Raw genomic sequence first — 21467 nt, 5'->3', positions numbered from 1 at the left:
ACCCTGCGCTGACGTGTCTCGACTACGCTCGACACGAACGGTGGGGGTGGTTCTGAAAGTTCAAGGAGAGACCTCATGCCCGATCTTCGTTTCGACAACCGCGTTGCGGTGATCACCGGCGGCGGGCGCGGGCTGGGCCGGGCGCATGCGCTGCTGCTGGCCAGCCGCGGCTGCAAGATCGTGGTCAACGATCCGGGCGTTTCCATGGCCGGCGATGCCACCGATGAAGGTCCGGCCGAGGCACTGGCCGCGGAAATTCGCGCCATGGGCGGCGAAGCGGTCGCCAACACCGATTCCGTGGCGACGCCCGAAGGCGGCAAGGCGATCATCCAGTCTGCGCTCGACGCCTTCGGCCGGATCGACATCCTGATCCACTCGGCGGGCAATGTCCGGCGCGGCAGCCTGTGCGAACTGGCCTACGAGGACTTCGCCGCCGTTCTCGATGTCCACCTCAAGGGCGCCTATCACGTCGTGCGCGAGGCCTTCCCGCACATGATGGCGCAGAACTACGGGCGCATCGTCCTCACCAGCTCGATCAACGGGCTCTACGGCAAGTCGGACAATGTCACGTACTCGATCTGCAAGGCCGGGTTCATGGGCCTGTCCAACACCGCCGCGATCGAGGGACAGAACAACAACGTGAAGTCCAACCTGATCGTCCCGGCAGCGGTGACGCGCATGTCCGACGGGATCGATACCAGCAAGTTCCCGCCGATGACGCCCGAACAGGTCGCCCCGATGGTCGGTTACCTGTGCCACGAGGACTGCGCCGCGACGGGCGAGATGTACGTCGCCATGGGCGGCCGCCTCGCGCGCGCCTGGGTCGCGGAGAACGAGGGACTCTACCGGCCGGAATGGTCGCTGGAGGACGTTGCCGCCCAGATCGAGGCGATCCGCACCGGCGGCGAGGAGCTTGCCTTCCCGCCCGTGCCCGACGGCCAGCTGGAGCACCTCGTTCATGGCTTCGGCATGATCGGCAAGGCGCAGCAGGGCGACGTCCTCATTTGATCCTGCTGCGGAGTGCCTGCGCCGCAGCAGGGGCTGAAATTCGGGCCGCCGAATCCTATTTTCTGCTTTTTGACGAGTTCAGAAGGGAGCATCGATATGGCCGGAGGATGGAGCCGCGACGGTGCCGTTCAGGATCAGATCGACGACACCGTCAACGATGCCGTCCAGTTCGCCCGCTCCAGAATGCCGAGCGGTGAGGGGCTGACCCATTGCCAGTCGTGCGGAGAGGAGATTCCGGAGGCCCGTCGCAAGGCGGTGCCGGGGGTGCGAACCTGCGTCCCTTGCCAGTCGACGCGGGATACCAAGGCGGTATCGTCCGGTTTCAATCGGCGAGGCAGCAAGGACAGTCAGCTGCGTTGAGTCTGCTCATCGGTTGTCCGTGACGAAAGAGAAGGCTCAGTTTGCCTTGACCTTCATCGCCGCCAGCATCGCTTCCGGAATGCGCGGCTTGCCGTAGTCGCCGGCCTCTACCTCGGCGATCTTGTCGCGGATGAAGCCATCGGGGTCGGCGGCGTGGCGGGCCATCGTTTCCCATGCCTCGTCGTGCGAGGGGATCAGGATTTTGCCGGCTTCCATGCCGTCCGCCAGCGTGCGGGCCACGTCTTCCACGGTCTTGAGGTCGAGATCGCTGCCGGGGCCGCGCATTTCGAGGTTCTCGGTCCAGGTCTTCATGCCGTCGAGCACGTTGGTCATGACCGGGCCGGGGATCAGGCAGCTCACGCGGATGCCCTGCGGTTCGAGATAGAGCGCCAGTGACTCCGAAAGCGCGATCACACCCGCCTTGGCCGAGGCATAGGGCATGCGTGTGGTGGCGAAGGGATAGAGCCCGGCGAAAGAGGCGGTGTTGACCAGGAAGCCCGATCCGCGCGCCAGCATCTTCGGCAGGAACACCGCGTTGCTGCGCACCGCCGGCATCAGGTTGAGGTCGAGGATGCGCTGCCACTCGGCGACCGGAATGTCCTCTGGATTGCCGTGGAGGATGCCGCCGACGTTGTTCATCACGATGTCGATGTCCCCGAAGGCAGCTTCGGCAGCTTCGGCCACTTCGCTGATGGAGGCATCGCTGGTCACGTCGCAGCGGAAGGCTTTGGCCTGACAGCCGCCCTCGACGATCATCGCGGCAGTCCGTTCGGCTTCGGCAAGGTCGATGTCGGCCACGGCCACCCGCGCCCCGCGCAGTGCGAACTCCCGGGCGACGGCCCGGCCGATCCCCTTGGCCCCGCCGAAGATGAGCGCCGCGCGCCCTGCGAAGACCGGTCCGGGCTGTTCTGTCATGCCTGCTCTCCCCGCCCGTTTCGTCCATCCCGTGGCACGATCGTTGGGCTGGCGCAGAGTGCACACCGGCGGCGGGCGCGATGCAAGCCCGCCGTTACGGAGCGGCAGGGAGGATCGTCACGGCGAACGTGCCGGTCCTGCGATTCCGGTTCAGCGCGTGCCCGTGACCGGGAAAGTGCCGAAGGGGCCGTTCGAGTTCTCGCCCTGCAGTTCGCCGTCCTTTACGGTGAGGTCATAGGCGATGGTGATCGGCATCGGCATCGAGGCCTTGCCCTCGATCTTGATCCGCCCGTCCTTGAACGCTCCGGTGAGATCGACATCGCCCTGATCGGCCTTGGCCGTTCCCGTCACGACGTTCCCGTCCACCTTGAGGTCTAGCACGGCTTTCTGCGGGCCCACCGGCGACTGGATGACGATGTTCCACTTGCCTGCGAAGTCCTGCGGCTTGGCATTGCTCGCCTTGGCGGCCTTGAGCTTGTCCATCGCCGCCTTCTTCTCGGCCGGGGCCTGCTGCGCGCGGGTGCGCAGGTAGAAGCGCAGGTCTTCTAGGTCCTTGTCCGAGATCTGCGGGAAGGGCGGCATGCCGTTCGGCTTGAGCGCACCGTGGACGATGGCCTTGAAGGCATCGGCATCGGTGATGACCGGCGAATAGCGCAGATCGGGTGCCGCACCGCCGCCGACGGCATTCCAGCCATGACACACGAGACAGGCGTTGCCGGCATAGACCATGAAGCCGGCCTGACTGCGCTTGGGATCGGGCTTGTAGGTCGGATCGTCGGGCGGGGTCGGTTCTGTATAGGTAAAGGGCGGCAGGGTATCCTTGCCGTCCAGTGTGAAGGTCAGCACCCGTCGCGGCAGGCGGTAGTCGGTGCGGTAGGGGGCATCGGCAATGGTCTGCATGCCCGCGCCCTGGCCGCCCGCGCCGGTAATCACGGTGACGTACTGCTTGCCGTTCATGCGGTAGGTGATCGGCGCGCCGACAACCGGGCTCACTGTCTTGAACGACCAGAGTTCCTTGCCGTTCTTGGCATCGCGCGCGACGAACTTGCCGTCGATCTGGCCTTCGAAGACGAGGCCGCCGGCGCTCGTCATCACGCCGCCGGGCCATGAGCCTGGCAGTTCGACCTTCCAGACTTCGGCCTGTTTCACCGGGTCCCAGGCCTTGAGGAAGCTGCGATGGCCGCCGGGCAGGTCGACTTCGGGGATCAGCGTCACGCCCATGCCGCGGGTGATCTCGCCGCCGCCTTCCTGGCCTTCGCCGATCAGCGCGCCGTTCTCGAGCACGGGGATGTACACCAGGCCCGTATTCGGGCTGTAGGCCTGCGGCATCCAGCTATGCGCGCCCGTCGGTCCGGGCCACATCTCGAACATGCCCGGCTTGCCGTTGTAGCGGATCCCGGGGTTCTCGACCGGACGGCCGGTCTTCATGTCGATGTGGTCGGCCCAGGTCACCTTGGCGATCTTGCCCGGCTGGTTGAGCAGTTCGCCGGTCTTGCGGTCGAGCACGTAGAAGAAGCCGTTCTTCGGTGCCTGCATCAGCACCTTGCGCTCCTTGCCGTCGATCTTGAGCGTGGCCAGCGTCATGTCGGTCGTGGCGGTGCAGTCCCACTGCTCGCCGGGGCAGACTTGATAGTGCCACTTGTATTGGCCGGTATCGGCATCGACCGCGACGACCGAGGCGAGGAACAGGTTGTCGCCGCCGCCGGGGCTGCGCTTGTCGCGGTTGTAGGGGAAGCCGTTGCCCACGCCGATGTAGAGCATGTTGAGGTCGGGGTCGTAGCTGAAGGCGTTCCATGCCGTGCCGCCACCGCCGCGCCGGGTCCCGTCCTCGTTCTTCCACCCGCTCGGCCAAGTCTTGCGCATGACCTCCTCGGCCTTCTTGTTGGCCGGGGTCACCGCGTCGCCGGGGGTGGTGTAGAAGCGCCAGACCTTCTTGCCGGTGTTCTCGTCGTAGGCGGTGACGAAGCCGCGCGCCGGACTGATGTCGGCGCCGCCGAAGCCGACGATCACCTTGCCGTCGAACACGCGCGGCGCGCCGTTCGAGTTGCGCGGGGAATCGTCGGGATAGTCGTAGACCTTCCACGCTTCCTTGCCGGTCTCGGCATCGAGCGAGACGACATAGCCGTCGGTGGTGACGAGGAAGACGTGGCCCTTGTTATAGGCGATGCCCTTGCTGCCCCACGACATCTGCAGCGCCGACTTGGCGCGCTCGCGCGTGCCGCCGTCGTATTCCCACAGCAGCTTGCCGGTCTCGGCGTCGAAGGCGCGGATGTGTGAGTGGCCGGTGGTGATGAACACCTTGCCCTCGGCCATCAGCGGGGTCGAGGCGGTGTATCCCGGCTCCAGGTCGTAGTGCCAGGCGAGCTTGAGATCGGCGACGTTGTCGGTGTCGATCTCGTCGAGCGGGGAATAGTGCGTCTCCGAGCCCGTCCGGCCCCAGCTCGGCCACTCGTCGGGATCGGCCGTCATCAGGTCGGTTATGGGCTGTGCGGGACGGTTGCAGGCAGTGAGCGCCAAGGGCGCGATCGTCGCCAATGCCGCCGCCATCGTGAGCTTTGCAAAACCTGATTTCACCCGATCTGCTCCCCGTCCAGTTCTTTGCTCGGGGACGTACCAGCAAGGTGTCGGAAAAGGAAGAGATACTGGTCACGGTGTATCATATCGCCGCTGTGACGATCAAACAGCGGCGCACCGCGCCTGTTCCTCGCACGAAAAACCCCGGCCTCCCCGCAAGGCGGCCGGGGTCTTCGCTGGCGGACCGGATTACCGGCCCGTCGCCGCGTCTGCGGGCGTCGTCAGTTGGCGCCGGCGCCCATCGGGACCGGGGTCCCCTGTTTCAGGTAGACGCGGTTGTCGTCGATCTTGTCCACGCTATCGAGCGCGACATAGTGGTGTGCACCGTCCGAACTGTCGGTACGAGTCAGCTTGATCCTGTCGTCCTTGACCTCGTCGACCGTGCCGACGTGCTGTCCGGTATTGGTGGCGACTTCCATGTGTTCGTGGATGCGAAGCTTCTCAAACATACATTGCTTCTCCCATTTGTCTGTGTGCGTAATACATTGATTCAACGGAATTGACGGCGATTCCGTTCCCGAATTGGTCGCAAACTGAGAACGGTTCGCAGGCGCCGTCTCATACCAATTGCGACAATTTGGAGCTTGAGCTAGCGGACCGATCGCGCTTGCATAATGCGCAACTTCCAACAGGCAGAAACGGGTTCTACACGATGCGCAAATGGCACCGCTGGCTTTCGGTTTTCTTCGGTGTGTTCATGCTCTGGATCGCGGTGACAGGCGTGCTCAGCCAGGTCGCGGTACTTTGGCCGAGCGGTGCGCCCGATCCGGCCGCGCAGGCCGCCGCCACGCCGCCGCCGGGCTTCGAATGCCCCGAGGGCTGGCGCTGCCTGCCGCCGCGCGGCGATACGAGCGGCATCCGCTCGATGGTGGGGACATTCCATCACCTGCACTCGGGCGAGACGTTCGGGCCGATCGGCACGACCATTTCGGTCCTGTCCGGGCTGGCGCTGGTGTTCTTCTCGATTTCGGGGATCTGGCTCTACGTCCAGATGTGGCGCTTCAGGAGCGACCGCAAGCTCGCCCCGCGCTGGTTCTGGAAATGATGTCCTGAAAGGTTTCCGGCCCGCTCATACCGAGCCGGCCGAATCCCGCTCATCCTGAGCTTGTCGAAGGATGTGATCCCGGCACCACGCCAGCGTCCTTCGACAGGCTCAGGACAAGTGGAGGGGGTCAACCCGCGGTGTCGCTCACGGTTCCGCGCCGAGGCCGAAAGTGGCATCGCCGCGGCCTTGCAGCAGCACGCCTTCCTCGCCCACGCCGTCGACCTGGGTGAGCGAGATGAAGTCCTTGCCGTCGTCGCCGTCCAGCATGACCTCGTCGCCCTGCACGCCGGTGACGTGGCCGAGGCACGAGCCGTCCGGAGCGATCACTCTCATGCCCTTGCGGATCGTGCCCACAACCGTGGTCCAGGACTCTTCGCGAGACTGCATCTGACTCATCTTCGATCTCCACATCATGCTCAGATACAACCCGGCGCGGCCGGGCCGTGTTCCATGGGGCTTCCAAAACCCGCGACTCGCCACGAGTCGCACATCCTATTGCCCACAATCGCTTGCGTCCCCATATCGTTGCAACCGCAAGATATACGCAAACGCACCTGTGGATCGTTGCGCCAGGTCACTCCTCTTGCGGACAAATTTGGGTATCGTGAGGCTTCGCGCCCGACCTTGCGGACGCATCCGAATTACCGCCCGAAGCCGCACGAGAGGCCGGGCAGCAGAGCCGAATCGCACCACCGGAGTTGTCGCACATGCCGCTGTTGGAATCCCGCAAGACCTACAAGCCCTTCGAATATCCCTGGGCCTACGACTTCTGGAAGCGCCAGCAGCAGGTCCACTGGCTGCCCGAGGAAGTGCCGCTGGGCGAGGACTGCCGCGACTGGGCGCAGAAGATCTCCGAGCACGAGCGCAACCTGCTCACGCAGATCTTCCGCTTTTTCACGCAGGCCGACATCGAGGTGCAGGACTGCTATCACGAGAAATACGGCCGCGTGTTCAAGCCGGTCGAGGTCAAGATGATGCTCACTGCCTTCTCCAACATGGAGACGGTGCACATCGCCGCCTATTCGCACCTGCTCGACACCATCGGCATGCCCGAAAGCGAATACGGCGCCTTCCTCGAATACCAGGAACTGCGCGACAAGCACGACTACCTGCAGCAGTTCGGCGTCGACAGCGACGAGGACATTGCCCGCACGCTCGCCATGTTCGGCGGCTTTACCGAGGGCCTGCAGCTCTTCGCCAGCTTCGCGATGCTGATGAACTTCCCGCGCTTCAACAAGATGAAGGGCATGGGCCAGATCGTCACCTGGTCGATCCGCGACGAATCGTTGCACTGCGAAGGCATCACCAAGCTGTTCCACGCCTTCGTGAAGGAACGCGGCTGCCTGACCAAGGCGGTGAAGGAAGACATCATCGACTGCTGCCAGAAGACGGTGCGGCTCGAAGACGCCTTCATCGACCTTGCCTTCGAGATGGGCCCGGTCCCCGGCATGAGCCCCAAGGACATCAAGCGCTATATCCGCTACATCGCCGACTGGCGCCTGGGCCAGCTCGGCCTGCCCGCGATCTACATGGCCGAAGAGCACCCGCTGCCCTGGCTCACCCCGCTGCTCAACGGTGTGGAGCACGCCAACTTCTTCGAAACCCGCGCCACCGAATACTCGAAGGGCGCCACCCGCGGCGACTGGAACACCGTGTGGGCGAACTTCGACCAGCGCCGCAAGGCGAAGGCCAACGACGTCGAAGACGCCGACGACGGCAGCGAGCCGGATATGTTCGGAGGGACGCAGGCGGCGGAGTGAAGTGGCAAACAAGTTCGGCCTCAGTCGTAATATTCCGGACGACGTAAAGCGCGCGGTTAGGCAGCATTGCGGCTTCGGATGCGCGATATGTGGAACCACCATCACCGAATACGAGCATTTTTTTCCAGATTTTGTTGATGCGTCGAAGCACGACCCCAAAAAAATCGTTTTGTTGTGTCCAACCCATCACAGCATGGTGACAAAAGGAATTATCCCAAAAGAAAAAGTCCAAGAATCGTGGGCTCAACCTGCGGCCAAAGATTTGGGATATTCCAAGACAGAACATCCGTGGTTTAAGGGGATTCCCTCGCTCAAGATGGGTGGAGGTCCCTTAGTCCAAGGGACGCCTATCCCAATTCAAGTGAGAGGGACAAATATCATTGAGTTTGAACCTCCAGAGGAGGGGAGTAACTTGGCTCGCATCTCGGCTAAATTACAGGATGCGTCGGGTAATAATATTCTAAGTATCGATAAAAATGAATGGAGGGTTTTGTCTGGAAGTTGGGATTTTAAGTGCGTTGGAAATAGATACATATTCTTAGATAAATTTAACGCTCCCAGCCTCATTCTTAAGATGAATCCGCCAAATTGGATTGCAATAGAATTGCTTTTGACTTCCATTGATGGAATTCCAGTCAAAGTCACCGAAGAAAAATTGATGATAGGATCAAGCACGTTCTCCGGCGGTCTGTTTAGCAATTGTCGGGTTGGATTCGCATTTGGGTAAATTGTGTCGTCCCACAGCGGACCTTTGCGGTTACAGCGACGCCCAATTGCATTTACAGCCATCGTGTTGTCAGAAGGGCGGTCCTGCTGCGACAAGCGTTATCCGACGGTTCGGTAAGCGTCCCACTCCCTCCCGAAGCCGGGAGGGGTCGGGGGTGGGCTTCCCAGCGCAACCTCACCTCAATCCAACCACTCTGGCACCTGCTCGGCCGCAAGGATCGTGGCCGGTTCGATGCGGTTCGCCACCAGTGCCCACTTGTCGCCGTCGACCATGACTTCGGGCACCAGCGCGCGCGAGTTGTAGGTGTTGGCCATCGTCGCGCCATAGGCGCCGGCGGTGCGGAACGCGGCGAGGTCTCCGGCCTTCACGGCGTCGATCTCGCGCGCCATCGCGAACGTGTCGGAGCTTTCGCAGATCGGGCCGACGACATTGGCGGTCATCGTCTCGCCGCTCGGCTTCACCGCCACGAAATCGTGCCAGGCATCGTACATCGCCGGGCGGGCGAGGTCGTTCATTGCGGCGTCGACCACCACCCAGGGATGGCCCGCGCCCTGCTTCACGCGCACCACTTCGGTCACCAGCACGCCCGAGTTGCCGGTGATCACGCGGCCCGGCTCGAACATCAGCGTCACGTCCCAGCCCTGCGTCACGTCTGCCACCATCGCGCCGTAGTCGGCTGGGGTAGGGAGCTGCTCGCCCGCCTTGTAGGGCACGCCGAGCCCGCCGCCGAAGTCCATGTGGGTGACCGAAAGCCCCTGATCGCGCAGTGCGCGCATCAGCTCGCCCATCTTGATGAAGGCCTGCCGCGAGGGATCGAGATCGCCGATCTGGCTGCCGATGTGCACCGCAAGTCCGCGCATATCGAGGCCCGGCAGAGCCGAGAGGCGGGTATAGATGCCTGCCGCCATGTCGTAGGGCACGCCGAACTTGTTCTCGGCTTTGCCGGTCGAGATCTTGGCGTGGGTCTTGGCATCGACATTGGGATTGACGCGCAGCGCGCAGGTCGCGGTCTTGCCCAGCGCCGCCGCGATCTCGCCCAGCTCGACGCCTTCTTCCTCGCTTTCGAGGTTGAACTGGCCGATCCCGGCCTTGACCGCCGCGGTCAGCTCCGCGCGGGTCTTGCCGACGCCCGAGAAGACGATGTCGGCTGCCGGCATCCCGGCCTTGAGCGCACGGTTCATCTCGCCTTCGGAAACGACGTCCGCCCCGTAGCCTTCCTTGGCCAGCAGGCGCAGCACGGCGAGGTTGGGGTTGGATTTCACGGCAAAGGCGATGTGCACGCTCGGCAGCGCCGAAAGCGCCTCACGGAAGACCTGCGCATGGCGCGTCAGCGTGGCGCGCGAATAGACGTAGACGGGCGTGCCGACTTCGCGGGCAATCGCGGCCAGCGGCACGTTCTCGGCATGAAGCTCGCCGTTCCTGAGTTCGAAATGGTCCATGGTCGTCCTGAAACTTGTCTTGTGGCCCTTACACCGCGTTCCGTTCGTGTCGAGCGTAGTCGAGACACGCTGGCGCCGGATTATCGTGTCTCGACTACGCTCGACACGAACGGAGGGGGCTTGGGTTACTCCGGCTGCGGCGCTTCGGGGGGCGGGAGGTCGAAGGGATCGTCCTCGCGCTCCTCGGAGCGGGTGCGCAGTTCCACGCTGCGCTCGGGAATGGCGAGCGTGGGCGGTTCGAGCAGCTCGGCCGCGTCCGGTTTCTCCGACCGGCCATAAGGCGCAGGCGGAAGCTGCTGGCCGGGTTTGAGGCTCAGGTCCGCGCGCTGGCCGCAGGCGGCAAGACCCGCGAGGATGGCGAGGACGGCGATCTTGCGCATGCGGCTCACTCCAGACCGAGCGCGGCGCGGGCTTCGGCCACGCGCTCGCGCACCTGATCGGGCGCGGTGCCGCCGTGGCTCTTGCGTGCGGCGACCGATGCCTCGACCGAGAGCGCCTTGAATACGCGCTCGTCGATGCGGCTGTCGATGGTCTTGAGATCTTCCAGCGGCAACTGGTCGAGCGCGACGCCGCGCGTCTCGGCCAGCTTGACCGCAGAGCCGGTGATGTGGTGCGCCTCGCGGAAGGGAATGTCGCCTTCGCGCACCAGCCAGTCGGCGAGATCGGTGGCGGTGGCGAAGCCCAGTTCGGCGGCGCCGCGCATGCGGTCGGTGCGGAACCTGGTGTCGGCGACCATGCCCGTCATCGCCGCGATCGAGAGCGCGAGCAGCCCGGCAGCCTCGAAGACCGGCGGCTTGTCGTCCTGCATGTCCTTCGAATAGGCGAGCGGCAGGCCCTTCATGGTCATCATCAGGCTCATCAGGCAGCCCGAAATGCGTCCGGCATGGCCGCGCACCAGTTCGGCGGCGTCCGGGTTCTTCTTCTGCGGCATGATCGAGCTGCCGGTGGAAAGCGCATCGGGCAGCGCAACGAAGCCGAAGGGCTGGCTCGCCCAGATGATGAATTCCTCGGCCAGGCGCGAGAGGTGCAGGCTGCACTGGCTGGCTGCCATCAGATAATCGAGCGCGAAATCGCGGTCGGACACGGCATCGAGACTGTTCGCGGTCGGCCCGTCGAAGCCGAGCGCCTGCGCGGTCATTTCGCGGTCGATGGGAAAGCCGGTGCCCGCCAGCGCCGCCGAGCCGAGCGGGCTGCGGTTCATCCGCTTGCGGGCATCGGCGAAGCGCGAGCGATCGCGCGCGATCATCTCGTAGTAGGCCATGAGGTGATGGCCGAGCGTGACCGGCTGCGCGGTCTGCAGGTGGGTGAAGCCGGGCATGATGCTGCCCGCATGTTCGCCCGCACGGGTGACGAGGGCGACCTGCAGCGCCTGCAGCCCGGCATCGGCTTGATCCAGCGCATCGCGCACCCAGAGACGGAAATCGGTCGCCACCTGATCGTTGCGCGAGCGGGCGGTGTGCAGCCGCCCGGCGGCCGGGCCGATCAGCTCGGCGAGGCGCGACTCGGTGGTCATATGGATGTCCTCGAGGTCCCAGTCCTCGGGCACGCCATTGGCCTCGTACTCGGCAGCGACCTTGTCGAGACCGTTGCGGATGGTCAGCGCATCGGCATCCGAAACGATGCCCATCGCCCCCAGCATCGCGACGTGCGCCTTGCTGGCGGCGATGTCCTGCCGCCACAATGCCTTGTCGAAGGGAATCGAGGCGTTTATCTCGCGCATGATTGCCGACGGTCCTTCCGCGAACCGTCCGCCCCACATCTGGTTGGAGCCTCCCGCCTTGCCGTCTGCCGTATCGCTCAAGTCGCTCGTCCTGTGTTCACTTGCCGGGGCCGTGACCCTGCTGGCCGGCGGCTGCGATAGGCAAAGCGGCGAGGACGCGCAACAGCAGGCTTCGCAAGGCCCGGCGCAGGGCAAGGATGTTGCGGTGGAGAAGCTCGACCGCTCGCATAAGGGCGAGCCGCTGCCGGACATCACGCTGGTCGATCCCACCGGCGAGAGCCTCGACCTCTCCTCGCTCAAGGGCAAGCCGCTGCTGATCAACCTGTGGGCGACATGGTGCGCCCCGTGCATCGCCGAAATGCCGACGCTCGACGCGCTCATCGATCGGGAGGAGGAACTGGGCGTGGTGGTCCTGCCGATCTCGCAGGACATGGGGCAGGACGACAAGGTCGTGGAGATCCTGCGCCGCCGCAAGCTCGACAACATCCAGCCGTGGATCGACGAGAAGGGCGACCTCGGATTCCAGTACGGCGGCAATCTGCCGGTGACGATCATGTTCGACAGCCAGGGCAAGGAAGTGTGGCGCTATACCGGCGGCAACGACTGGACCTCGCCCGAAGCGCTGAAGCTGATCAAGGAAGCTACGAAGTAGCGCCGGTCCGTCAGGCCACGGCAAAACGGCCGAGATAGTCGCCGAAGGCCTCGTGTATCGCATCCTGCGAAAGGCCGTACTCCTCCAGCGTATAGCGGTGCTTGCCGAACGCACCCGGGGCATTACGGCTGGAATATTCTTCCAGCCGCGCCCGGACTTGTGGGGTCAGGTCCATGCCGAGGTGGGCGTAGACGCGCTCGAAGGTCTCCAGCGGGCGGTGGATCACGTCTTCGTTGAACACGTCGATGAAGCGCTCCTCTCCGATCTGCGTCCGCGCGGCGAGCCCGCGGCGCATACCCTCGCTCCAGAACGCCAGAAGCTTGCGGCCCGACGATAGCTTGTCGAGCGAACCGGGCAGGCACCGCTCCGAATGCAGAACATGGTGCAGGCTCGCCACCGAGGGGATGACCTTGCACGGATCGCGGTGGGTCATGATGAAGCGGGCATCGGGATATTGCCGCGCGATGGCATCGAGCTTGAACAGGTGCGGCGGCGACTTGAGCAGCCAGCGGTTGGGCGGGCGGCGCGACTGCAGCATCTTCAGCACCCGCGCGTGGAAGGCGTAGGTCGAGGCGAAGTCCTCCGCCATCCACCACTTCACGTAGTCATCGGGCATCGGATAGGCGCCGTGGTAGGCATGCATGTCGAGCCCGGCGAGCAGCGCGAGGTCCTCTTCGGGCCCATCGGGATCGAACAGGTGGATATGCCCCTTTTCGTATGCCCGCGCCGCCTCGCGCGCCGCGTTGACGCGCGGGTCGCTTTCCTCCTCACCCGCTACCGGCGGCGGGACCGGCTCTTGACCCTCCCACATGCGCAGGAACCGGAAGGCGGGATCAAGGGCGAGCATGGCGACGGTCGCAGTGGTGCCGGTGCGGGGCAGGCCGACCACGAAAACGGGCGCTTCCATCTCCTGTGCCGCTGTGTCCGGATGCTGCTTGTACCACTGCTCGATCTGCAGCCGCGTGGTGAGGTCCTGTACGATCTTTTGCTGCACGGCGGCGCGGGCCTGTTCGGTCAGCGGTATCCGCGCGAAGGCATCGAGCGAGCGTTCCAGCCCCTCGCGCCAGCCCTCTGCGCCGAAATCGTCACACCCTGCCAGAACGATCGCGCGGGCAGTCACGTTCTGTGCGTCGGACAGCCCCTGCATTTCCTCTCCCGTCGCTCTTGCTTAAATAGTGAATTATTGATCTCATATGTGAATTAAACAAGCAACGGCCTGCGCGGCAGCCACCGGAGCAAGGGAGAGGGAAATGGCTCAAACGGACATGAGCGGCGGACTGCCGCCCGATGCGGACCTGATGATGGAAGTGCCGCCGAAACCGCCGTTCGACTGGGTGCGCGAGGGCACATCGTTCTGGCTGTTCGAGGAAAACGGCGCTTTCGGCATTCCCCGCAACGGCGTGGAAGCGGAGCCCCATACCTGGGACAACCGCCGCTATCAGGCCAACTTCGCGTTTGCCGGTGGCCGCATCCTGCACAGCGTGGGCAGCGGCGCTATGCCTTCGGTATTCGACGCCCAGGGCCGCCCGGCGATTCTGGGTGGAGGGCCGCTCACCTACCGGTGCATCGAACCCTTTCGCCGCTGGCTGGTGACTTTCGACGGAATGGCCGTCGATACGCATGTCGACGATCAGATCGCCTGCACCGTCGACCGCAGCAGGCAGGTACCGCTGCGCTACGAATTCGAGCTGGAGATGGTCGTTCCACCCAACATTCAGGATATCTCGCCCGCCCACTTCGCGACGTGGGGCAAGGGCCGTCAGCGCGATGCCATCTCGGTCGGGCTGGGATCGCGGTTCGAGCAGATGCTGCGCGGCGAGGGGGAAGTGACGCTCGATGGCGAGACGCAGACGGCGAGGGTCAATGGAAGCCGCATCAAGCGCCGCAGCATCCGCACCGACGGCCTGATGCTGCGCGGCCATTGCTGGCAGGCGGTGGTCTTCCCCGATGGCCGCGCTGCCGGGTACGAAGCGCGGCCCGCGCACGATGACGGCAGCGAACCGTGGAACGAGGGTTTCGTCTATCAGGACGGGACCATGTATCCGGCCAAGGCGACGCGCATTCCGTGGCTCACGGACATCGTTTCATCGGGTGAAGACGTCTCGTTCGAATTGGAATCCGAACTGGGCGTCACGCGCATCGCGGGGAGGACGACGCTGACCACGTTCCAGTTGAGCAAGGCGCACCTGCACGGCCTGCGGCTTTCGCAAAGCGGCGCGCGGTACAACTGGGACGGGATCTCGGCGCTCGGCATGATCGAACGCTCGTCGTGGGCGTCTTCCTGACGGCAGCCCGCGCCGGACCGTTCAGTTGCCGACCACTTCGCCCAGCTTCGATCCCACTTCGGGGTAGCCGTCCGGCGTGACTTCGGTCAGCCAGATCAGGCGGCCATGCGCCTCGTCGGGGTGGATGGCGAAACGCTCGTCGGTATTGCCGATCAGGGTGAGGCCCTTGCCGCGCAGATAGGTGGCGGCAGACGCCGCGTCCTTCACCTTGAAGACAAGATGATAGATGCCCTTCACGTCGCGGGCATGCGCGGTCAGCGGGGAGGCTTCGGAATTGCCTTCCATCGCTTCCAGCACGGTATCGGCCGCTGCGAAAGCCGCGCAATCGGCGTCGGGCAACTCGCGCGTACCGATTTCGCGCCATCCCAGCTTGTCGGCAAACAGTTCGCGGGCCTCGTCGAGCGACGGGGCACTGATGCCGACCGCTTGCAGGCCCTCGATTCCCAGCGGATGGGCATCGCGCCATTTCGCCGGCGACCAGTCCGGCGCGGTGCGCGGCTCGTTGGGCATATCCTGCTTCACGATTTCAAGCCGCATGCCCATGGCCTGACCGCGCGGCACGAGGAAGTAATGCGCTTCCATGCCGCGATCGTAGTGCCGCTTGAACCCGCGCTCGGCAAACCAGGCGTCGGCACTTTCGAGATCGTTGGTCTTGAGCGCCAGACCCAGCCAGCGCATCGGCGCCGAAGAGCGGCGCAGCATGTCGCCCAGCGGTGCGCCTTCCTGTGCACCGCGTCCGGCGGGCGCGATGGGTATGACCATGGCATCGCCGATCATCATCAGCGTTTCCTCGCGGTCGAGACCCATCTTCTCGGTCTCGGGCGTCACGAGGATCTCATAGACCGGCTCGGCGCCGAAGACGTCCTGAAAGAAGGCGTCGCAGCCCGGACGGTCGGCATTGTCGGCAAGGGCCCAGCTGATGTGGACGAGCGGTAACTGCATGGTCGAACGATCCTCTCAGCCTAGGAGAACTCCCCGTCCCCCGTCTGCGCGGGGGTGACGCGCAGGACGGACTGATCGACCCGTCCCGCGCTGTCTTACCTCAATAGGTCTTGGGCGCGCCCGTTCCCATGAACTTGGCGAGGTTCATGTGAAGCGAGGCCACCGAACGCTCCATGTAGGGATTGGGCTGCGCACCGCGGAAACCGACGTTCTTCATGCCCTGCTGGACCGCCGCCATGTTGTTGAAGTCCTGCTGCAGCACCGGCGGCCATTCGTGGGGCCTGGTATATTCCCACTCGGTCTCGGGCGCTTCGCCTTCGGGCCACAGTTCATAGACCGCGGCTTCGAAGATGCACTTGTCGGGGTCGGTGCCGTAGGGACGCGCCTGATAGCAGAGCATGTTGTTGACCGCATGTCCGATCTGGAAGTTCGGGAAGATCTGCCAGGCGGTGCCGGCCTGTGCGGTGTGCTGCGGATCGACCTGCGCCCACTCGACACCGCGGGCCTTGTCTTCCTCGCGCGCGGTCTTGATCCAGTAGGCCGAGACTTCCGCCGGCGGCGTGCCTTCGGGCAGTTCGTCCTTGAGCCGGTTGGCAACCGAGACGAGCGTCATCGTGGTGTTGGTATTGGCGTTCTGCCAGGTGAAGTTCTGCATTTCCGCCGTGGTCAGGCGCGGGTCCTCGCCGGCGCCGAGGCGCAGCTTGCCCGAATCCTCTTCCTGCCCCTTCGGCGCGTCGTAGCCGATGTTGGAGTGCAGCCCCTGATTGCGCGCCCAGCCGCGGAACTGGCCGAAGGTCATGAATTCGGGGTGCGTGGTGGAGACGTGATAGGTCTCGCAGAAGGCCTCCATCGCGACCTTCCAGTTGCACTCGAACACGATCCACTTGCGCCAGCGGGGGCGCATCTTCTCGAGGCCGTAGGGGTCGAGCATCTGCGCCGCCGGCTGCAGGTACTCGGCAAGTGGCATGCAGTCGGGATCGAGGTTGATCCAGATCCAGCCGCCCCAGGTATCGACCTGGACCTTGCCGAGATCGGCAAGCCCGTCGCACAGGTGGCCCTGCCAGTCGTCCTGATGCTCGATGTAGGTGTTCTTGCCGTCGAGATCGAAGGTCCAGCCGTGGTAGCCGCAGATGAAGTTCGGGCGGGTACCGTGCGCGTTGCGCTTGCCTTCCGGAATATCGACCAGCTTGCGGCCGCGGTGCGGGCAGACATTGTGGAAGGCGCGGATCTCGTCCGGGCCCGAGCGCACGATGATCACCGAATCGTCGATGATATCGTACGTGATGTAATTGCCGACTTCGGGAATGTCCTCGAGTCGCCCGGCCTGCAGCCAGACCTTGCGCCATAGCTTGTCACGCTCTGCCCTGGCGTATTCCGGGGACACGTAGGCCTCGGCCGGGACGTTGACCGGCGCGACGAGGTCTTCCGGCGCCTGCACGATCTTGCCTATCTCACCCATGGGTTCCTCGTTCTCTGTCGATTTGTGCGGATTTGCGTTCAGTATTTCATTATTCGTACGCCAGCGCAAATCGCTGAGGCGCTGCCATCAGTGCGCCGCAAAGGCCTCGTTGCGCCGTGGCAGGCTGGCAATCGCAAGGCTGCTGGCGGCCATGAAACCCAGCGCCAGCCACAGGAATCCCTCGTAGCTGCCGGTCACGTCGAAGATGCGCGCGGCGACCAGCGGCCCTATGGCCGTGCCGATAGAAAGGGCGGCGAGCACACCACCATAGAGCCCACCAAAATTCTTCAGTCCGAAATGGCGGGTGAGCAGGAAGACCACTACGTCGATCTCCGCTCCCAATGTGAGGCCGATCAGACCCGATGCAAGAACCATGGCGCCATAGGAATTGCCTCCCAGCAGAAGCAGCAGCGACCCCGCCACCGGCAGCATGAAGACCGCCGCGCCCACCAGCGAGGCGGGCAGACGGTCCAGCAGGAAGCCGGTGCCCAGTCGCCCGGCAAGCGAGAACCAGCCGACAAAGGAGGCGATCCCGGCAGCCGTCAGCGGATCGGCGCCCTGATCGCCTAGGATCGCGGTGAAGTGCACGACGATGGCGATGATGGTGAAGGTGAAGAGCAGGCTGGCGATGAACAGGCGGTGGTAGATCGTCGAGCGCAGGCCTTCACCCAGCGTGACGCCCGGCAGGTCCTTAGGGCTGGCGACCTCACCCTCATCCTTGTTCTTGCGTCCCCGATCGTAGCGCCCGTGGAAGAACAGGAAGATCACCGGGAAGGCTATGATCAGCCAGGCGGCGGCATGGGCGGAAAAGGCCATTTCCCAGCCCAGCTTGGCGATGGCGTAAGTGCCCATCAACGGGAAAACGCCCGCCGCTATGGACGCGCCGCAAAGCGTCACGGCAAAGGCCATGCCGCGTGAGACGTGAAACAGCGAGGCGACCGCACTGGTCCAGACCGAGGCTTGCACCGGCAGGGCCGCCAGCGCCACGAGACACCACAGCAGATACCACTGCAGCAGCGATCCATTGGCCGTGCCGAGTAGCGAAAAGGCGACACCCATCAAAAGCAGGCCGATTACGCCGAAGCGGCGCGGGCCGAAGCGGTCGACGGCCAGACCGATGAAGATGCCTCCGACCGCCTGCACCAGCGTCGCGATGGTAAGGCCGAAGGTCACTTCGGTGCGGCTCCAACCGAATTGCTCGGCCACCGGGCCGAAATAGGGGCCGATGCCGTATATGTGGATGACGCTGGTGGCATAACCGAGACCCGCCGCCACCGGCACAAGCCCGTGGGCCTTCCATTCCTCGCGCCCGCTGCGCGTGTGTTGTGCCTTCACGCCTAGTCGCCGTATCGCAAGTCGACGTGGGTGGCTTCCCCATTCGGCCCCATCGGCGAATCGTATTCGACGCAGGTGCACACGGGATTGGCATGGCTGGCGAAGAGCTTTTCCTCGTCCGCCTTGGTCATCGGCAGACGCTCGGGCGAGGAGATTATCGCCTGTGAGCGTTCAAAATCCTCGCGGCTGTTCCACCAGATTTCCATGATGCAATCGTAGCCGGGATCATGGATTTCCCCCGTGACCGGGTTTTTCTCGGGTACCAGATAGCGGCGCACGTAGCGCACCGCGTTCGGAATCGCCGGCTGTGCGCCCATCTTCTTGGCGAGCTGCGAATGCTGGTTCTCGTAGTAGTCCATGAACTCATCCATGGTCATGTCCGGACGCTTGCGGAAGAAGCAGATCTGCTTGAGCATTGCGTTCTCCTTCAGGCCCGGCGCAGCGCCAGGACGCTGCCTTCGGCATCGGCGGAAAGATAGATTGTGCCGTCGTTGCTGAAGGCAATGCCGACCATGGTGCTCATCGGCCCGCACATGTCGCCCACGCCGCCGAGCTGCATCGGCCGCGCGCCGCCGGGGCCGCCGATGGGCAGCCTCGAGGCTGCGACTTCCCGGCCCCCGCCGGAAAGGTCGCTGACCACGACGTCCTGCGCGCCGGGATCCGCCACTGCGAGCGTGCCGCCGGAAATGGCAATCCCTTCCGGGCGCGAAAGACCGTCGAGCACCGTTTCGGCCTTGCGGCCGGAAAGCTTCACCACGCGGCCGGCACCGCTCTCCGCGACATAGACGGTGCCATCGCCGGCAACGGCGACGCCAATGGGCATGTCGAGGCCGGTTGCGAATTCGCTGACTTCGCCGCCCTTGGCCGACAGCACGCGGCCCGTGGGATATTCGGCGAAGACGGCAGCGCCGTCCGGCGCGACGGCGACGCCCATGAGCCTGTCGTAGCCGCTCGCGAGCACCTGTGATTCCGATGCCGCGGGGTTCCAGCGGGCGACGTCGCCGTTGGCCGTGGTGACCACCCATTCGTCGGTGCCGCACGGCGCGACACCGCGGACCCAGCCGGGGAAGCCGGGCGAAAACAGCATTCCGGCAAGCTGCAGGTTCTCGCCGGGGTTGAGAAGATAGGTAAAGCCGCCGTCGGCGACCAGAATGTGGCCGTTGGGACCCACCGCGAGGCCGAGTGGCCACTGCAGGCCCTTTTCAATCAGCGGTTTCGCCACGCCGGGCGCTGTGATCTCGTGAATCGAACCGGTAATGTGCGAAACGAAGGTGCGCCCGTTGACGAAGGCGACATTGTCGAGGCCAGGTCCGATGTCGGCCAGCACTTCCTTTTCGCCAGTGCGCGGATCGATCTTGAGCACCTGGCCCGAATAGACCTGCGTCGAGACGATGTAGCCGTCAGGATGGAACTTGACCGAGTCCGGGACGCCGAGGTCCCTGGCCACCACTTCGGGCTCGCCGCCGTCGAGGCTGACGCGCCAGATCTCGTTGGCGCCCTGGGCCGGGAAGTAGAGTTTGCCGTCGGGGCCGACTTCGAAGGCGTTGACCATCGGCAGCCCCTCAACGATCACGCGCGGCGCGCCGCCGTTCTTGTCCAGTTCCATGATCCGGCCGCCCATGCGCAGTTCGCCGGCGATAACCCGGTCCTGATAGCAGGTGATGGGATTGGCGACCGGCACGTCGCCCTGGACGACCTTGTACTCGCCCTTGGGCGTCATCATCGAGACGCGCCCTTCGGTGATTTCGGTGCAGAAGAGATTGCCGGCACTGTCGAAAGCGAGATCGTCCGGGCCGACGATGCCGGTTTCGCCGGCGGCAGGCGTGGCGCTGATCGTCTCGACTTCGCCGCTGTCGACATCGACGGCGCTGACCGTGCTGCCCGCCACCTGCGCGACATAGATCCGTCCGTCCGCGCCGGTGCGGATGCCGTTGGCGCCGTTGAGGCGGCTGGCCGGGGTCAGGCGATGAAGGGCCCAGCCGGCTGACGGTTCGGCGGACAGTCCATTCTTATTGCGGCCACTCGGTTCCAGCATGTATACATCCTTCTCCCTACGGCACAGCGCCGAGTCTTTAGTCGAAAGCCTATCGCCGGCAGTCGGGAGGCGCAACGCACTGGCGCTTTCGCGGCCTGGACGCGAGCGGCCATCGCCCGGGCGGATGACACTCGCTTTTCGGCGGTTGCCAATCCTCGGGCTGTCCGCATACTCGTTCATCGGACCGATAATCATCTTTGCTTAGGATGATGACAGAGCAATTCCGCCTGAAGACTCGAGCGGACATAGAGAGGACTGCCCAGCCCATGCCCCAGACCGAACTGCGCTTCGATGGCCGTGTCGCCGTCATTACCGGGGGCGGACGCGGGCTTGGCCGCGCCTACGCGCTGCTGATGGCTTCGCGCGGATGCAAGGTGGTGGTCAATGACCTCGGCGGAGCGATCCGCGGTGACGGACCGGATACAAGCGTGGCGCAAGGCGTTGTCGACGAAATCGTCGCGGCCGGGGGCGAAGCCATAGCCAATGCCGACAGCGTGGCGACTCCCGAAGGCGGCAAGGCGATCATCCAGGCCGCGATCGCCACATGGGGCCGGATCGATGCGCTGATCCACAACGCCGGTAATGTGCGTTACGGCTCAATCCGAGACATCAGCTACGACGACTTCAAGTCGGTGGTCGACGTTCACCTGATGGGCGCCTTCCATGTGGTGCAGGCAGCCTTCGGACACATGTGCGACCAGAACTTCGGCCGGATCGTCCTGACCAGCTCGATCGGCGGTGTGTACGGCAACAAAAACTGCGTGAACTATGGCATCTCCAAGTCCGGCATGATCGGGCTCAACAACGTGGCTGCGCTCGAAGGCGAAGAGTTCAACGTGAAGTCGAACGTGATCGTGCCTAGCGCCGTCACGCGCATGGCGGAGGGGATCGACATCTCGCAGTATCCGCCGATGGATCCCGAACTGGTCGCGCCGGTAGTGGCCTGGCTGGCGCACGAGGCCTGCTCGGTCACCGGCGAGATGATCGCCTCGATCGCCGGGCGCATCGCGCGAATGTTCCTTGCAGAAACGCGCGGCGTCTATCGCCCTTCCTGGACCATCGAGGATGTTGCTGCCGCCTGCGAGCAGTTTCACGACAAGGGCGCGGAGAGCCCGAAAGTCCTCGATTTCGGCCTGCATGGGCACGTCGATCACATCGGGTACAGTTTCGCCATGGCGCGGGAGGGTGTCGATGCTTAATGAACAACACTG

21 protein-coding genes are annotated in these 21467 nt (G+C 64.4%); 8 read left to right on the top strand and 13 right to left on the bottom strand.

Going from position 1 to position 21467, the window contains the following annotated elements:
* Positions 1-75 precede the first annotated feature (75 nt).
* Complete coding sequence (locus LK12_RS20285) at positions 76-1008, top strand: SDR family NAD(P)-dependent oxidoreductase (protein WP_039288315.1); 933 nt, start codon at positions 76-78, stop codon at positions 1006-1008.
* A gap of 96 nt (positions 1009-1104) precedes the next feature.
* The gene (locus tag LK12_RS20280) at positions 1105-1368 is read left to right on the top strand and encodes a DksA/TraR family C4-type zinc finger protein (RefSeq protein ID WP_039288311.1); all 264 of its coding nucleotides are present in this window, start codon (positions 1105-1107) and stop codon (positions 1366-1368) included.
* A 36-nt stretch (positions 1369-1404) separates the two neighbouring features.
* Here the strand turns inward: LK12_RS20280 and LK12_RS20275 are convergent, their stop codons facing one another.
* The 3 genes from LK12_RS20275 to LK12_RS20265 all read right to left on the bottom strand — a co-directional run bounded on the left by LK12_RS20275 (position 1405) and on the right by LK12_RS20265 (position 5306).
* On the bottom strand, positions 1405-2283 hold the full coding sequence (locus LK12_RS20275; RefSeq protein ID WP_052223641.1) for an SDR family NAD(P)-dependent oxidoreductase: 879 nt from the start codon (positions 2281-2283) through the stop codon (positions 1405-1407).
* Positions 2284-2433: 150 nt separating this feature from the next.
* Positions 2434-4830 carry a PQQ-dependent dehydrogenase, methanol/ethanol family gene (locus tag LK12_RS20270; protein WP_039288309.1) on the bottom strand — a complete coding sequence of 799 codons (2397 nt, stop codon included), beginning with the start codon at positions 4828-4830 and terminating at the stop codon, positions 2434-2436.
* A gap of 248 nt (positions 4831-5078) precedes the next feature.
* Positions 5079-5306 (bottom strand): DUF2171 domain-containing protein, encoded by a 228-nt coding sequence (locus LK12_RS20265; protein ID WP_039288307.1) that lies wholly within the window; start codon positions 5304-5306, stop codon positions 5079-5081.
* A 203-nt stretch (positions 5307-5509) separates the two neighbouring features.
* On the opposite strand from LK12_RS20265, the gene LK12_RS20260 reads away from it, so the two are divergent.
* A complete protein-coding gene (locus LK12_RS20260; RefSeq protein WP_039288305.1) occupies positions 5510-5902 on the top strand; it encodes a PepSY domain-containing protein in 393 nt (130 codons plus the stop codon).
* Positions 5903-6046: 144 nt separating this feature from the next.
* Here the strand turns inward: LK12_RS20260 and LK12_RS20255 are convergent, their stop codons facing one another.
* On the bottom strand, positions 6047-6298 hold the full coding sequence (locus LK12_RS20255) for a DUF2171 domain-containing protein (protein WP_039288303.1): 252 nt from the start codon (positions 6296-6298) through the stop codon (positions 6047-6049).
* Positions 6299-6609: 311 nt separating this feature from the next.
* Here LK12_RS20255 and LK12_RS20250 point away from each other — a divergent pair, with 311 nt between their 5' ends.
* Positions 6610-7662, top strand: coding sequence for a ribonucleotide-diphosphate reductase subunit beta (locus LK12_RS20250; protein ID WP_039288301.1), 1053 nt, complete (start codon positions 6610-6612; stop codon positions 7660-7662).
* Between the two features lies 1 nt (position 7663).
* Positions 7664-8389 (top strand): hypothetical protein, encoded by a 726-nt coding sequence (locus LK12_RS24760; RefSeq protein ID WP_156135576.1) that lies wholly within the window; start codon positions 7664-7666, stop codon positions 8387-8389.
* A gap of 179 nt (positions 8390-8568) precedes the next feature.
* Here LK12_RS24760 and lysA read toward each other — a convergent pair whose 3' ends face one another.
* The 3 genes from lysA to argH form a co-directional block, all read right to left on the bottom strand.
* Entirely contained in the window at positions 8569-9828 is a 1260-nt protein-coding gene (lysA, locus tag LK12_RS20245; RefSeq protein ID WP_039288299.1) for a diaminopimelate decarboxylase, read from the bottom strand.
* A gap of 125 nt (positions 9829-9953) precedes the next feature.
* On the bottom strand, positions 9954-10208 hold the full coding sequence (locus tag LK12_RS20240; RefSeq protein WP_039288297.1) for a hypothetical protein: 255 nt from the start codon (positions 10206-10208) through the stop codon (positions 9954-9956).
* Positions 10209-10213: 5 nt separating this feature from the next.
* Complete coding sequence (gene argH / locus LK12_RS20235; RefSeq protein WP_039289573.1) at positions 10214-11587, bottom strand: argininosuccinate lyase; 1374 nt, start codon at positions 11585-11587, stop codon at positions 10214-10216.
* 19 nt (positions 11588-11606) lie between these two features.
* On the opposite strand from argH, the gene LK12_RS20230 reads away from it, so the two are divergent.
* Positions 11607-12200, top strand: a complete 594-nt coding sequence (locus tag LK12_RS20230; protein ID WP_039288294.1) for a TlpA family protein disulfide reductase — start codon at positions 11607-11609, stop codon at positions 12198-12200.
* Between the two features lie 10 nt (positions 12201-12210).
* On the opposite strand, the gene LK12_RS20225 is transcribed toward LK12_RS20230, so the two are convergent.
* Positions 12211-13347 carry a sulfotransferase family protein gene (locus LK12_RS20225; protein WP_052223639.1) on the bottom strand — a complete coding sequence of 379 codons (1137 nt, stop codon included), beginning with the start codon at positions 13345-13347 and terminating at the stop codon, positions 12211-12213.
* Between the two features lie 103 nt (positions 13348-13450).
* Between LK12_RS20225 and LK12_RS20220 the strand changes: the two genes are divergently transcribed.
* Positions 13451-14485 (top strand): hypothetical protein, encoded by a 1035-nt coding sequence (locus tag LK12_RS20220; RefSeq protein ID WP_039288292.1) that lies wholly within the window; start codon positions 13451-13453, stop codon positions 14483-14485.
* A gap of 21 nt (positions 14486-14506) precedes the next feature.
* On the opposite strand, the gene LK12_RS20215 is transcribed toward LK12_RS20220, so the two are convergent.
* The 5 genes from LK12_RS20215 to LK12_RS20195 all read right to left on the bottom strand — a co-directional run bounded on the left by LK12_RS20215 (position 14507) and on the right by LK12_RS20195 (position 20256).
* The gene (locus tag LK12_RS20215) at positions 14507-15427 is read right to left on the bottom strand and encodes a VOC family protein (RefSeq protein WP_039288289.1); all 921 of its coding nucleotides are present in this window, start codon (positions 15425-15427) and stop codon (positions 14507-14509) included.
* Positions 15428-15527: 100 nt separating this feature from the next.
* The gene (locus LK12_RS20210; RefSeq protein ID WP_039288286.1) at positions 15528-16886 is read right to left on the bottom strand and encodes an aromatic ring-hydroxylating oxygenase subunit alpha; all 1359 of its coding nucleotides are present in this window, start codon (positions 16884-16886) and stop codon (positions 15528-15530) included.
* Positions 16887-16973: 87 nt separating this feature from the next.
* Positions 16974-18221, bottom strand: coding sequence for an MFS transporter (locus LK12_RS20205; protein ID WP_039288284.1), 1248 nt, complete (start codon positions 18219-18221; stop codon positions 16974-16976).
* A 2-nt stretch (positions 18222-18223) separates the two neighbouring features.
* On the bottom strand, positions 18224-18637 hold the full coding sequence (locus LK12_RS20200) for an EthD domain-containing protein (protein ID WP_039288282.1): 414 nt from the start codon (positions 18635-18637) through the stop codon (positions 18224-18226).
* A gap of 11 nt (positions 18638-18648) precedes the next feature.
* Entirely contained in the window at positions 18649-20256 is a 1608-nt protein-coding gene (locus LK12_RS20195) for a Vgb family protein (RefSeq protein WP_039288279.1), read from the bottom strand.
* 266 nt (positions 20257-20522) lie between these two features.
* On the opposite strand from LK12_RS20195, the gene LK12_RS20190 reads away from it, so the two are divergent.
* A complete protein-coding gene (locus LK12_RS20190; RefSeq protein WP_039288276.1) occupies positions 20523-21455 on the top strand; it encodes an SDR family NAD(P)-dependent oxidoreductase in 933 nt (310 codons plus the stop codon).
* Positions 21456-21467 lie beyond the last annotated feature (12 nt).

This window comes from Novosphingobium malaysiense (assembly GCF_000802225.1).
Lineage (GTDB): Bacteria > Pseudomonadota > Alphaproteobacteria > Sphingomonadales > Sphingomonadaceae > Novosphingobium > Novosphingobium malaysiense.
This window is presented reverse-complemented; position numbering and strand designations above follow the sequence as displayed.